We start from the raw sequence: 13,214 nt of genomic DNA, 5'->3' as shown, positions 1-13,214 counted from the left end.
CAAAGCCCCCTCCTGTTTTAGGAGGGGACGGTCCGACGCTTCGGTTGGGGGTGGTAAAATACCCAACCTACCGAATAATCCGCACTTCCTTTGGGCCGCTAACCTCCGACTGAATTTTACCGTTTGCCAGTTTTGTGTGCTTCACCTTCACCAGCCCGTATGGGGTTGGAAAGCTGCCTTCGGCAAAGGTCAGGTCTTCCAGATGCGGCTCAATCTTGATGGCTTTGCATCCCGGCTCCATGACTTTAATGCCCAGCACATGTTCTGTTAGCCAGGGCGTTGGACCCGAGGCCCAGCCGTGCGCCAGACTGTGCCTGAAACCGATGTAACAGTAGGCGCCACAGTCGCCGTGGATGTCTTTTTTGCCTTCGGGCACCAACTCGTCAATTCGTCCGGCGTTGGTTGTCCAATCCAGATTGAAATCTTCCCAGAAGGTAGTGGCACCCAGATTGAGCATACCACCCCAAAACTCCCGGATGTTGGTCAGTGCCCCTTTGTAGTCGCCCGCTTTGGCTTTGGCCTGAAGCATATAATACCCATAAAAAGTAGAGAAATTATGGGCACCCTGTACCGCCAGAACATCTTTATTCGCCTTCTCGGCGGGTACCAGACCAGACAGCGCCAGCAGGGCCGCGCCCTGTTTGGACTCGTTGGCATCAGGTACATATTTTTTCAGACGTGCCACGGCTTCGTCGCACTTTTTTGCCGTAGCCGGGTCATTCAGGATACGGCAGAGGTCGGCCCCGGCACTCAGCGAAAGTACCATCATAGACTGTAATCCGGCATGAATGCCTTTGGCGTTTTCGCTGGAAGGCCAATCCAGAAAACGGGTTCCGTCTAGTTTTTCGCTGTTTTTATCGTCGATTTTTTCGGTTAATAGATTGAGCAATTTGACAAGGTAGTTCTTCTGTTCTTTTAAATAAGGCAGGTTTCCATTGTGCTGATACCAGTCGCGCTGAATGAGAATCCACCACATCGAGTAGGTACTGATGCCGTTCATCCAGCCGGGTAGGGGCGTAATGTCACGGGCGAGGTCGAGACTTTTTGGGACTACATCGTTATAGCCAAATACCGCGTTTATGGTCGATACTTCGGGGTGCATATCGCCCACCCACACCAGCCGGTCGCGCTTGATACCGTCCCAGAGGTAGTCCTGCATGTTGAGGTGAACAGTATAGGCACCCGTTGCCCAGATTTTATTCAAAAGCTCGTCGCTACTGCGAAAGGAGCCAAGGTATGGAATGTCTCGAAACGTAAAAATGGCTCGTACCTCTTTGAGCAACAGTTCGGTATCGCCATCAACCAGATCGATACGGACAAATCGGTAGCCTGTGTTGCCTACTTCCAGCTTACCCAGCCAGGGCAGTTGCACGGTCATATCCCGAATGGCGTGGTCATTTGTTGCGTTCTGTTTCGGCTCAATATCGGCCATAGCCTCGCTCGCCGACTCGCCAAAGCGAATTCGTACAGTAATGGGCTTGCTCACGTTCCACTGCCCCGTAACAACCTGAAGACCACCATGTAGTTCTTTACCAAAATCAAGCAGGACACTGGCTTTTCCGCTGGCGTTGTTCTTTAAGGAGCACATGTCTTTCCCTGATAGATCGGCCTGCCCATTGCCGGGTGTCAAAAGTCGCTCAGCATTCGCAATCGATCCTGTTTTCCACAGTATTTTTACCGGCGACAGAAACCGCCGAACGGTAGCTTCACTCTGTGCCGACTGTGCCCGGCTCTTGTCGAAAATGGGTGGTAATTGGGCGAAAACGGACTGGCAAAGAAGTACGCAAAAGAGAATAGCCAGAGTGGCGATACGCGTCATGAGTTGATTCTTGGTTGTATCAAACAGCACCTTGCTGTTTGCGTGCAGTTTAACTAGTCATTACCGCAAACAGCATCTTGCTGTTTGATACACAACAGTTACACAACGGGCAATTTCCAGCCGTTGTGGTAATGAGCGGCTGTTAATGCATTGGCTTGTTGGTCGTTTTTGAAGCCTTTGGCTACTGAATCCCAATACACTTTCCGCCCTGTTTTATAAGCGATGTTACCCATGTGGGCGTTGATAGCCGCAATGCTGCCCGTTTCAATGCCGCATTTGAGTATAGTCGGGTCATTGGCTTTTATCGCCTTTACGAAGTTTTTAGTGTGCTCATTCAGGTAGTCGCCGTTGCGGGCCTGATTGGGAATATCTTCCACTTTGTAGACTTTGATACCATTCTTCGTTTCGGTTTCGGGCAGGAGCGACCAGCCGTCGCGGTTAAGTACCAGCGTGGCGTTGTTGCCAATAAAGGCGATGCCTTCTGTTCGGCCATAATTGCCGCCGTCGATACCCGTGGCGTGTTCCCAGAGCATGTTGAAGCCGTCGTATTCATAAACAGCCTGCAACGTGTCGGGGGTTTCGGAAGCATCATCCGGGTAGGCCAGTTTACCCCCCGACGCCATCACTGACTTCGGTGCTTTGGCATTCATGGCGTAGAGAGCGATGTCAATTTCGTGAACGCCCCAGTCGGTCATGAGCCCACCGGCATAATCCCAGAACCACCGGAAATTGAAGTGGAAACGGTTGGGATTAAAGGGTCGTTTAGGCGCGGGGCCGAGCCACATATCGTAGTCTACACCGGCAGGGGGCGCACTGTCGGGCCGAACGGGAACGGGATTCATCCAGCCCTGATACGCCCATACTTTCACCAACCGGATATTGCCTAATTTGCCCGATCGGATGTATTCAATCGCTTTTTCGTAATGTGATCCGCTGCGCTGCCATTGGCCAATCTGCACAATCTTGTTGTACTTTTTAGCTGCGGCCAGCATCAGATTACACTCTTCAATGCTGTTGGCTAACGGTTTTTCACAGTAAACGTGCTTGCCCGCCGACACCGAGTCGATCATAGCCATGCAGTGCCAGTGGTCGGGCGTGCCAATGATGACGGCGTCAATGGTTTTGTCTTCGAGCAGTTTCCGGTAGTCTTTATACAGTTTGGGCTTCGTGCGCTGCATGGTTTCTACATCGACTGCCCGTTTGTCGAGTACACTCTGATCCACATCGGCCAAGGCTACACACTGCACATCGCTTTGGAGTAAATGCGAGCGCAGATCCGACCAGCCCATGCCGTTGCAGCCAATCAATCCTACCTGAAGTTTGTCGTTAGCGGATACGGATTTTCGCTCGCTGGCAATAGCCTCAAGTGTTGGGAGACTGATCAGGCCAGCACCTGTAGCGGCCATCGCGGAGTTGCGTAAAAAGTTTCTGCGTGTCGGGTTCATGCGTTTAGATAGGTTTAGTTGTAGTGCCGACCGTCCCGGTCGGGTGTAAGATGGATTATGTAACGCCCGACCGGGACGGTCGGCACTACAGTCTTTCCGGGTAGATTTTTACTGTCGTTTTGTTACGTACATAGTATAAATTGTCTTTGCCGTATTGTAGCTTATGAAAGCCCGCCTTTTCCTTCTATTACTCATTGTAAGCTCCTTCGCCTATGCACAAATCCCGGTCGATTTGTCTGGCTATCAGCAGAAGAATGGCGTTACTGTCGTGTCGAGGCAAAACACGCTGGTGATAAACTGGCCCGCCAGCGCAAAGGAAACTGGTAAACTGGTTATCGACCTAGCCAAAGACAAGCCGCTTTTCAGTAGTATCCAACTCACCAAAGGGGGAAGGTTTAAAGAAATCGCCAAAGCGCTCGACCCGGCCTTTGTGCTGACCGTAGGCAAACGGGACCTGATTTCGCAGAATGGCTGGAATATCTTCTTCGACAAGACCAATAAGCTGCCTCATACATCTTATGCCGTCGCGCTTAGCAAACGAGACGCCAGTGTGCAAAGCCACGGCTCCCGAACCGTGATTCGGGTGTCGGATATAAAGGCAGCTACGTTTAGCGGGGCCATCGAAATCACGGTATATAACGGCAGTCCGTTGGTTAACATAGCCGTCGTAATGGCTACCGAAGTCGACTCTACCGCCATTCTGTACGATGCAGGTTTGACGAGTAAACTCCCGAACTGGAAAACTATTGCCTGGTCAGATACCGACGGTAAAATGCAGAGCGTACCCGCCGATTTGAACCAGCTTAACAAAGCGCAGGCGGTGAAGTATCGCACCATAATTGGCGCGGGTCCAACTGGAAGTCTGGCCGTATTTCCGGCTCCGCACCAATATTTCTATCCGCTGGACGAAGCCTTTAATCTGGATTTTACTTGGTACGGCACAAAGTATCGAAGCCTTGTACCCGATTTTGGTATTGGAATTCGGCAGGATTTAATGGGCGACAAACGCTGGGTGCCCTGGGTCAATGCACCTCCGAAAACCCGGCAGCGGCTAAACTTCTTCTGTCTGTTAAGCACCGATACGCCCGACAAAGCACTTAACGAAGTGAAGCGTTTTACCCATAATGACAAGTATCCAGTGGTTCCGGGCTACAAAACCATGTCGAGTCATTTTCATAATGAGTATGTGATGAAGGTGTTGCTGGCAGAGAAGCCGGTGCCGGAAGTGCCAAACTTTGTCAACGTGTTTAAAAATACCGGCGTCGACATTGTACACTTAGCTGAGTTTCACTACACGGCGCACCCTAAAGGCCCCGACGATCAGCGGCTGCTAGAATTGAAAACCCTGCACGATATGTGCAAGCGATGGTCGGATAAGGATTTTCTGTTACTGCCGGGCGAAGAACCCAACGAGTTTTTTGGCGGGCACTGGTTGAGCTTCTTCCCGAAACCAGTGTATTGGATCATGTCCAGAAAGCCCGAGATGCCGTTTGTTATGGACGATCCCACCTACGGAAAAGTGTATCGTATTGGCGATAAAACGGATATGCTAAAATTGCTGGAAGCGGAAAATGGCTTGGCCTGGACAGCCCATGCCCGAACCAAAGGCTCCACGGGCTTCCCGGATAAATACAAAGACGAAGAATTCTATAAATCCGACAGGTTCTTCGGCGCAGCCTGGAAAAATATACCCGCCGATTTATCGGAACCCCGACTGAGCCGACGGGTGCTGGATTTGATGGACGACATGGCCAATTGGGGACTGAAGAAGCACGTCATCGCCGAAGCTGATCTATTTAGTATTGAGCCGGAAAACGAAATGTATGCCCACCTTAATGTCAACTACCTGCAACTCGATAAACTACCGGATTATAACAAAGGTTGGCAGCCCGTTTTAGACGTTATGCAGCAAGGCAAGTTCTTCGTCTCGACCGGCGAAGTGCTCCTGCCGACGTTCACTGTCAACGGAAAAGGCGCGGGCGATTCGCTCACGCTGGCACGTGATGGTAAAGCAACAATCATGGTCGATATGGACTGGACGTTTCCCTTAACCTTTGCCGAGATTATTTCCGGTGATGGTAAACAGGTGTTTCGGGAGCGAATCGACCTGACGAATACACTGCCCTTCGGCAAACAGAAATTCACGTTCAACACTAATTTGAAAGGCAAAAAATGGGTACGCCTTGAAGTGTGGGATGCGGCTGTCAATGGCGCGTTTACGCAGCAGATGTGGGTGAAGGAGTAGTTACTGCTACCCCCAACCGCCGTTTTACCACCCCATCTTACCACCCCCAACCCCCTCCTAAAACAGGAGTGGGCTTTAAAAAAGGGTACTCTTGTTCTTGTCTTGGTCCCTTCTTTATACAGATAAAACCGATAATAGAATACCCTTCGGCATAGCCCCCTCCTGTTTTAGGAGGGGGTTGGGGGTGGTAAGATGGAGTAGTAAAATATATTTATAATCAGAACCAGAACACAACGTCGCATGAAGCAGACAATTTACAAGTTAGTAAGCTGGACTTTACTGGTTTCTTGCCTCACCGTAACCCTGCCCAGTCAGGCACAATCCTGGACTGAAACGGCTCCCGGTGTCTGGAAAATATCGGTGGGGAAACCCGAAGCTTATAACCTGCTGATTGCGGCCGAATCGAGCCCTGATCTGGCTGCCCTGACGCGACTTGGTACAACTGCTTTCCCGTTAGACAAATCCGATATTTCGCTTCGGGTGGAAGGCGGTAAAACCTACCTGCGCTTTCCACTCGACCGGACCGAACAGATTTTCGGGTTCGGTTTGAACTTCCAGACGGTGCATCAGCGCGGGCGGATTATGCAACTCCATGTCGACCACTACGGTACTAAAGACGATGGTCGTACCCATGCGCCGTTGCCGTTTTATGTGTCGTCGAAGGGCTATGGCGTATTTGTTAACTCAGCCCGATACATTAATGTGTATGCCGGTTCGGCGGTACGGAAAGACAGTAAAAACCCGCCCGAAGTACAGGATCGTAACACAGATAAAAACTGGAGCGCCCGGCCTTACTCCGATGCCGTTGAGATGCTGGTGCCCGCTGAGGGCGTTGAGTTGTATGTATTTGGTGGGCCAACGACGATGGACGCAGTTCGCCGGTTTAACCTGTTCAATGGGGGCGGTTGCCTGCCGCCACGCTGGGGACTGGGCTTTACGCAACGCGTTAACCGGCTGTTTTCTGCCGCAGATGTTGAGAAGGAAGCGCAGGCGTTTGAAGACAAAAAGTACCCACTGGATTTCATCGGGCTGGAGCCGGGCTGGCAAAGCAAGTCGTATCCCTGCACCTTTGAATGGGATAAAACCCGCTTTCCACAACCGGAAGCCTTTATCAAAACGATGCTGAATAAGGGCGTTCGGATGAACCTCTGGACAAACCTGTTCGTGTCGCCCGAAGCGTCCATTTACCCGAAAATTGCCCCGTTTACAGGTTCGCATACCGTTTGGGTAGGGGCGGTACCCGACCTGACCATGCCGCAGGCACGGGAAATCCTCTGGGGTAAATTTGCCAGTGACCATGTGAACATCGGCGTTGGTGGCTACAAGATTGATGAAGTAGATGGCTACGACTATTACCTCTGGCCCGATGTCGCTACGTTTCCGTCGGGGAGAAGCGCCGAACAGATGCGGCAAACGTATGGCCTGCTGGTTCAAAAGCAAAGCACCGATCTATTTCGGAAACGGAATCAGCGGACCTATGGACTGGTACGGGCATCGAATGCCGGTGGGTCGTCACTTCCCTATGTCATTTACAACGATAATTATAGCCACGAAGACTTCATTACGGCGTTGGTGAACAGTGGTTTTGCGGGTGTTCTCTGGACGCCCGAAGTGCGGGCGTCTAAAACGAGTGAAGAATGGCTGCGTCGGTTTCAGACGGTCTGTTTTTCGCCGATGGCTATGATCAATGCCTGGTCGAGCAGCACAAAACCCTGGTCGTTTCCCGACGTGGCCGAGCAAGTTAAGGCAATGGCGCAATTACGTATGCAGATGATGCCGTACTGGTACACGGCCTTTGCCAACTACCATTTCGACGGTACGCCACCCTTTCGGGCGATGAATCTGGAAGCTGGTTTTCAGGTAGCTGACCGAAAAGAAGTGCTCACCGCCAGCCTCGAAGAAAATCCCTATGCCGAAGCTGTCAGAAAAGAAGTGAAAGATCAATACATGGCAGGGGAGTATTTGCTGGTTGCCCCTTTGTTTACGGGGCAGAAATCGCGTACCGTTATCCTGCCAAAAGGGAAATGGTATGACTTTTACACCGGCCAGTTTGCGGGCGATGGGGAGTTAATCACGGTGACGCCGGGGCTGGACAAAATTCCTGTTTTTGTGAAAGATGGTGGTATCATTCCGATGATGCCATCCCTGCTCCACGCGCCAAAACCCGATCAGAAAGTCGACCTCGACATTCGGCATTACGGCGAAAAACCGGGTCAATATAAACTCTATGACGACGACGGCGAAACCTTCAATTACGAGAAAGGGCAGTATTCCTGGCGGACAATTAATGTGGAGAAACAAAAAAGCGGGCAATGGAAGGGCACAATCTCAAAGCCGGAACAAGGCAAGCCCAATACCGTCGGGAATGTAACGTGGCGGTTCATGACCACGAACGTATCAAAATGACGAAACCGATCCGTCATTCTATAGTTTGAATAGACTAAATCTTTGTAAAAGAATCGTAAATTAGACGAGCTTTTCCTGCTCGTGGTTTTGCCTGGTATACAGACGATTGGGAGGCTATCTCGTTAGGTTATTGTAAGCAAACGCATACGACCATGCCAATGAACTTAGAAGAGGAAATCGTAATCTGCCAGTTTGGGCAGGGAGTCTATTCGGTTGCTGATATGCTGGAACAATTCGGTCAACTGGAGAAGGATCAGCAAAGGAAACGGTTTGTTGATCTTTATTTTCAGGTATGGGATGCCAAACTTGTTGACGCCGATATTGAGCAGGCATTGGCTAATTGCTCGCTGAGCGCTACGGATGCTATGTACGAGTACTTACACCTCCGTTCGCTGGCAACTGGCTTCAAGGGCATAGTCTGTGTACCTGAATCAGCAAATCCACCCGGAGGTGAATTAGGTAAAGCCTACGAGTTGCTGCTGTATCTGTTCAAAATAGACTACCAACGGCGGTTTGGTCAGCATACAGATACTGAGCAAAGTACTCGAACTAACTTCAAAATAGACTACCGACCCAGTTTTTCGCGGGAGCAGGAAACTCCAACTGATTGGCGGTTTCGGGACTTGTCGAATAGCGAGATCGCGCGGGGAATCTTAACCCGGCACAGGGAGTTGGTGGAGCAAGTCTATGAGCACCCCAGCTTTCGGAGTGAATTTGTCTGCATAGCTAAACAGTGGTATGAATCCATATTTACGGGACAAACTGCGCTTGATGAATCCACTCCTGAACGTCAAACTCATTTTGATTTTCTTACGTACGATGAGTTGATGACGAAGAATACAACATTATTTGATCATAAAGGGGCCTACGGCATAAGACTTCTGCGGCAATCGTTGACACAGGCACTTGCCATACGTTATGTCTTAACTGCTGAGCAGGCAAACCGATTGGTGGTCGATGTTATTGAGAGGCATTTGCGGGAAACATATAATTCTGACTTATAGTATCTTAACATACATAGCTGGCAGTTACCACCCGTCATAATTAATACAGCGAAATCTTGCACGTTGGTAGTTTTGTGAAAAAACGCCAGCCAATGAAACTGCTACTACTTCTGCTCGTATTTCTGTCGGTTCTAACCAGACCGATTTATGGGCAGACAGCAAAAACCAAACCGGTTGCCGAACAATATGTCTGCCTGCCCTGCGGAGCAAATTGTGATCATGCTATCGTTGATGGACCGGGTACGTGTGCGCATTGCGGCATGCGGCTGGTGCTTAAAAAGAGCGTTGTTTTTAAGAATATCAGTCCCGCCGAACTTTGTCAGACCGTTGCCACTCGCCCGGATGTACTCTTGCTGGACGTACGCACCCCCGAAGAGTTTTCGGGGAGGGCGCATGATAATTTTGGACACTTGAGAAACGCCGTTAATATTCCGGTTCAGCAATTGGAAAGCCGGTTGGCTGAATTGAAAAACGCGAAAAACAAGGAGATCATCGTGTACTGCTCACACAGCCATCGTAGCCCACGGGCCAGCCACATCCTGACCGAAAACGGCTTTACGAATGTCAAAAATATGACCGGTGGCATGTCCATCTGGACTGACTCCGTAGGGCAACTGCCAATGGGGAAAAGCCTGTTGGTAAAGTAACTCCGCTTTGGAAGCGTTAACTGTTGCTGCGCGTACGTTGCTTAACTTTGCGGGTACTGTTGCTTTGACGCTGAGTGGGTGCTCCCGGAGTGGATGCTCCCCGAGTGGACACTCCCTGACTTGTTGAACTCGATGGAATTGCGACTGGTCGACCGCTCTGCCCGCTGGCACCGTCATTTGTCGCACCGGCATTCGAGGCACTGTCAATAATTAGGGTTGTCGTTGTCGCTCTGGCTGATTTAGGGGTACTCGTTTGAACTGGCTTGCTCGTAGTCGTTTGCGCCTGAGCATTAAAGGCCAACGCCAGCATTACTAAACTTACTATTATCTGCGTTTTCATATCCTTCTTCATAACGTAATACAAATACAGAACTACGAACGAAGCAGAGAGGCTGTCCGACGTGATTATATTTAGCGAGTGGACAGTATGACTACCGCAAGACACTACTTGCCTGAGCCGCTTTGATATACTGCTGACCGTCTTCATCCAGGATAAATCGTTGGTCAATCAGCATATGCACCGACTTACGGACGGCATCTACGTACCCTTCATGCGTCTGGTAACGCTCCTGCAAAGACAATCGCGGGTCGTTTGCCAATAGTCGTTCGGCTTTAGTCGCCTTAAATGGAATATTCTGCCCCGCGCCTTCGCAACCGTCATTTTCGCCGTATTCTGCCCGGCGTAGCGCCCAGCCGGTTGTGGTGGCAATGGGAACGGCAACGGGCGGTAAGCGAATCCCGGCGATTTCATTCCCGTCTTTGTCAACTTTAGAAACAAAATTGACGTAGCTAGGCCGATTGGCTACACTGGTTGGGAAAGTCGTTAAAATTCCCTGATCGAGGGAAGGCCCGAAGTTGAGGAGGTAACGAGTGGTGATAAGTCCCGTATAGGTTACGCCCGGAATGGTTGGCCAGCCGAGAGCGGCCTGTGGCACTACCCCCGTTTGAGAGCCCGGTTGCGGGAGGGCGATGACAGCTGTTCCATCTGATTTTCGGGGGACTTTACTAGCTGGTGGCGCAATACCCTTCGTAACCCAGTCATCAAGAGCGATGAAAAGTGCCCGCAAAGCTGATTCGCCGTTGGTTGAGTTCTGGAACTGCTGACAAGTACCCCGGCTGGTTTCGTTTCCTGTGCCATGTTGCGCTCCCGAAATCAAATAAAAGCGGACATTGTCGGGGTCGGGCAGGTCATTGCCCCGGCTATCCGTATGAAGGAGTGAAGCGGCTTTTACCCAATATTCGTTTGACGAGTTGATCTCGAATACCTTCGGGCAGGTGTTGCTGGCAGTGCATCGGGCCAGCCGACCGGCGGTTTTGCCCGAAAGTGGATCGGTCATGATAGGATACGCAAATGGGAAAACGCCTTCGGGATACAGATGATTTTGCCGGTTACGCTCAGTCCGTGAAGGTTGCGAAAAGCGGTAGTTGAGGGCGATGCTACTTGCCCCGCCGAGCCAGTTTTCGATGCCGTCCAGCACCCGCCGATTTTGCTCATCGGTATTAAAGCCCAGCGTCTGAAAATCATTGACATAGCGGGCAGGTTGCGAAAGTGAATACGAAAACGTGTAGCGAATATCACCCGCCAGTGGGTTCGCATTACCGAAATCATCCGCTTTGGCATACCGCAGAAACGAGACGAAATCGCGGGTGGCCGCAAATCCTATCCCGGCCACAACGGGGTCTTTGGCTGTGTAGGTAAATTCATAAATGGCACTTTGCCGGAAGGGCGTTCCGGCTGGTATCAGCCGAATGGTTTTGTCGCTGGCATATTCCCAGCCCTCTGACGAAACACGTGAAGGAGTATCCCCTAACCGGTCGCGCACGGTAAGCGTCGCTTTCGATTGGTCCATTGTAGCGGTCGGGTAAGCGAGCGAGTAAGTTAGTGACGTGGCATTATCAAAGGAGATGTATTCGTACGATGGACCGGTAATAGATGAACCATCGGCGTTTCGGGCTATGGGAACGGTAATAGTCAGGTTATTATTGGATGGGGCTGCTGAACAATCCCAACCGTTCCAGGCAAGGGTATAGCCCATGTTCATCAGGAAGCCTTCGCCAGCCTGGGCGGCCGTAGTAGGGTCATTGCCGCCATTGCTTTTGTTGAACCCGCCAAAGAGTTTTCCGCCCCGGTTGTTGATTTCCAGAAAGAGTTTGTGGTTGCCAATGGCAAGGTTAATGGGCTTAAGAATGTAAATATCCATAGCGTATTCGACCATGCCTTTCGCATTACGGGGAGCCAGTTGAATATCCGGAATGAGTAAATTTTGTGAACTGTTCGGGTCAAGTTCACCGTAAGCTTTCCCTCGAAGTTTTTCATAGGCCCCGATCCGTCCGAATATTTTCCCCTCAAACGTGGGCGACTGAACACTGGTGATCTCAATACGAATGATGCGCGCCAGCGTTGGGTAGGAGAAGCCGATCAGGAGAATAAGCGAAAAGAGTAAACGAGTGCGCATATAGGAGGATAGAAGAATACGAATCATAGTTTACTACAAATGTATTTTTGTCATCCCGACGCAAGGAGGGATCTTGATGATTGACTTAACTCAAGATCCCTCCTTGCGTCGGGATGACAAAATACGCCCGTTATTAATTCACCACATTCATCGGCTTTCCGTTCAGAAACGCGGCCAGATTCTCGACCGTGATGGCCATAAGCCGGGCGCGGGCTTCGGTGGTTGCCCAGGCAATGTGTGGGGTGATCAGGCAGTTTTTAGCCTTGAACAGCGGGTTATCGGGCAAGGGTGGTTCCTTCGATAATACGTCGATACCTGCCCCGGCGATGACGCCGTTGTTCAGGGCATCGGCCAGATCCTGATCCACAATAATCGGACCTCGTGAGGTATTTAACAGAAAGGCTGAGGGCTTCATCAACGCCAGATTTTCTTTGTTGATTAGGCCCTGCGTTTCGGGAACCAGCGGGGTGTGGATACTCACCACATCCGACTCCGTCAACAGTTCAGGTATCTCCGCCCACTTAAAATTCGTCCGGTGCGATTGATCGGTGCGATTCCGTTTCGAGCCGATAATTTTCATGCCGAAGGCCGTGGCCACATCGGCCACTTTCTCGCCGATACTCCCAAACCCGATGATACCCATCGTTTTGCCCGCCAGTTCGATGAGCGGATAATCCCAGAAACTGAAATCTACCGAGCGTGCCCACTTGCCATCCCGCACCGAATCGCTGTGCCGCTGCACATGCAGGGTCAATTCGAGCAACAACGCAAACGTCAACTGAACGACGGACGGTGTGCCATAGCCGGGCACATTGCTCACGACAACCCCGTTTTTTTTCGCGACGGTAATATCGACAATGTTAAAACCAGTAGCCAGTACGCTGATGAATTTCAGGTTGGGTAATTGGTTGAGCGTTGCCTCGTCCAGCGGTGTTTTGTTGGTAAAAATAATGTCGGCGTCCTGTGCCCTCTCCACGATTTTATCGGTGGGCGTCCGGTCATACACCGTTAAGTCGGCCAGTTTCTCAACACCTTCCCAGGACAAATCGCCCGGATTCAGGGTGTACCCATCTAATACGACAATTTTCATTATTGGTTGTTTTCTTTTGTTATTTGTCCTGTTGATAAATGGTTTGTGAGAGGGTCGGTTTCGTGTCTGAGCCAAGTTCTGGCTTGGCGACTGTTTCACCAC

The 13,214-nt window shown here is 50.8% G+C and carries 9 protein-coding genes; 4 read left to right on the top strand and 5 right to left on the bottom strand.

Features of this window, described 5'->3' with window-relative positions:
• Window positions 1-67: 67 nt before the first annotated feature.
• Both CWM47_RS23775 and CWM47_RS23770 read right to left on the bottom strand, forming a co-directional pair.
• Window positions 68-1,819, bottom strand: coding sequence for an alpha-L-rhamnosidase-related protein (locus tag CWM47_RS23775; protein ID WP_100994016.1), 1,752 nt, complete (start codon window positions 1,817-1,819; stop codon window positions 68-70).
• A 98-nt stretch (window positions 1,820-1,917) separates the two neighbouring features.
• Window positions 1,918-3,264, bottom strand: coding sequence for a Gfo/Idh/MocA family protein (locus tag CWM47_RS23770; RefSeq protein ID WP_100990664.1), 1,347 nt, complete (start codon window positions 3,262-3,264; stop codon window positions 1,918-1,920).
• A 163-nt stretch (window positions 3,265-3,427) separates the two neighbouring features.
• On the opposite strand from CWM47_RS23770, the gene CWM47_RS23765 reads away from it, so the two are divergent.
• The 4 genes from CWM47_RS23765 to CWM47_RS23750 all read left to right on the top strand — a co-directional run bounded on the left by CWM47_RS23765 (window position 3,428) and on the right by CWM47_RS23750 (window position 9,566).
• The gene (locus tag CWM47_RS23765; RefSeq protein ID WP_100990663.1) at window positions 3,428-5,509 is read left to right on the top strand and encodes a CehA/McbA family metallohydrolase domain-containing protein; all 2,082 of its coding nucleotides are present in this window, start codon (window positions 3,428-3,430) and stop codon (window positions 5,507-5,509) included.
• 240 nt (window positions 5,510-5,749) lie between these two features.
• Entirely contained in the window at window positions 5,750-7,915 is a 2,166-nt protein-coding gene (locus CWM47_RS23760) for a glycoside hydrolase family 31 protein (protein ID WP_100990662.1), read from the top strand.
• A 152-nt stretch (window positions 7,916-8,067) separates the two neighbouring features.
• Window positions 8,068-8,919, top strand: coding sequence for a DUF5958 family protein (locus CWM47_RS23755; RefSeq protein ID WP_100990661.1), 852 nt, complete (start codon window positions 8,068-8,070; stop codon window positions 8,917-8,919).
• A gap of 92 nt (window positions 8,920-9,011) precedes the next feature.
• Window positions 9,012-9,566: a rhodanese-like domain-containing protein gene (locus CWM47_RS23750; protein ID WP_100990660.1), complete on the top strand. Its 555-nt coding sequence runs from the start codon at window positions 9,012-9,014 to the stop codon at window positions 9,564-9,566.
• A gap of 16 nt (window positions 9,567-9,582) precedes the next feature.
• Here the strand turns inward: CWM47_RS23750 and CWM47_RS38275 are convergent, their stop codons facing one another.
• The 3 genes from CWM47_RS38275 to CWM47_RS23740 all read right to left on the bottom strand — a co-directional run bounded on the left by CWM47_RS38275 (window position 9,583) and on the right by CWM47_RS23740 (window position 13,112).
• The gene (locus tag CWM47_RS38275) at window positions 9,583-9,906 is read right to left on the bottom strand and encodes a hypothetical protein (protein WP_170069444.1); all 324 of its coding nucleotides are present in this window, start codon (window positions 9,904-9,906) and stop codon (window positions 9,583-9,585) included.
• A 91-nt stretch (window positions 9,907-9,997) separates the two neighbouring features.
• Window positions 9,998-12,049: an alpha/beta hydrolase domain-containing protein gene (locus CWM47_RS23745; RefSeq protein ID WP_240625410.1), complete on the bottom strand. Its 2,052-nt coding sequence runs from the start codon at window positions 12,047-12,049 to the stop codon at window positions 9,998-10,000.
• A 106-nt stretch (window positions 12,050-12,155) separates the two neighbouring features.
• On the bottom strand, window positions 12,156-13,112 hold the full coding sequence (locus CWM47_RS23740) for a D-2-hydroxyacid dehydrogenase (protein ID WP_100990659.1): 957 nt from the start codon (window positions 13,110-13,112) through the stop codon (window positions 12,156-12,158).
• Between the last annotated feature and the right edge of the window lie 102 nt (window positions 13,113-13,214).

The sequence above is a fragment of the Spirosoma pollinicola genome, assembly GCF_002831565.1.
In the GTDB taxonomy this organism is placed as follows: domain Bacteria; phylum Bacteroidota; class Bacteroidia; order Cytophagales; family Spirosomataceae; genus Spirosoma; species Spirosoma pollinicola.
Note: the sequence above shows the minus strand (reverse complement) of the source record. Positions and strands in the feature narration are given on the sequence as shown.

What these genes read in the sequence shown, in the direction of transcription:
- CWM47_RS23775 (WP_100994016.1), bottom strand. Translation starts at nt 1,819, where the DNA reads ATGACGCGTATCGCCACTCTGGCTATTCTCTTTTGCGTACTTCTTTGC.
- CWM47_RS23770 (WP_100990664.1), bottom strand. Translation starts at nt 3,264, where the DNA reads ATGAACCCGACACGCAGAAACTTTTTACGCAACTCCGCGATGGCCGCT.
- CWM47_RS23765 (WP_100990663.1), top strand. Translation starts at nt 3,428, where the DNA reads ATGAAAGCCCGCCTTTTCCTTCTATTACTCATTGTAAGCTCCTTCGCC.
- CWM47_RS23760 (WP_100990662.1), top strand. Translation starts at nt 5,750, where the DNA reads ATGAAGCAGACAATTTACAAGTTAGTAAGCTGGACTTTACTGGTTTCT.
- CWM47_RS23755 (WP_100990661.1), top strand. Translation starts at nt 8,068, where the DNA reads ATGCCAATGAACTTAGAAGAGGAAATCGTAATCTGCCAGTTTGGGCAG.
- CWM47_RS23750 (WP_100990660.1), top strand. Translation starts at nt 9,012, where the DNA reads ATGAAACTGCTACTACTTCTGCTCGTATTTCTGTCGGTTCTAACCAGA.
- CWM47_RS38275 (WP_170069444.1), bottom strand. Translation starts at nt 9,906, where the DNA reads ATGAAAACGCAGATAATAGTAAGTTTAGTAATGCTGGCGTTGGCCTTT.
- CWM47_RS23745 (WP_240625410.1), bottom strand. Translation starts at nt 12,049, where the DNA reads ATGATTCGTATTCTTCTATCCTCCTATATGCGCACTCGTTTACTCTTT.
- CWM47_RS23740 (WP_100990659.1), bottom strand. Translation starts at nt 13,112, where the DNA reads ATGAAAATTGTCGTATTAGATGGGTACACCCTGAATCCGGGCGATTTG.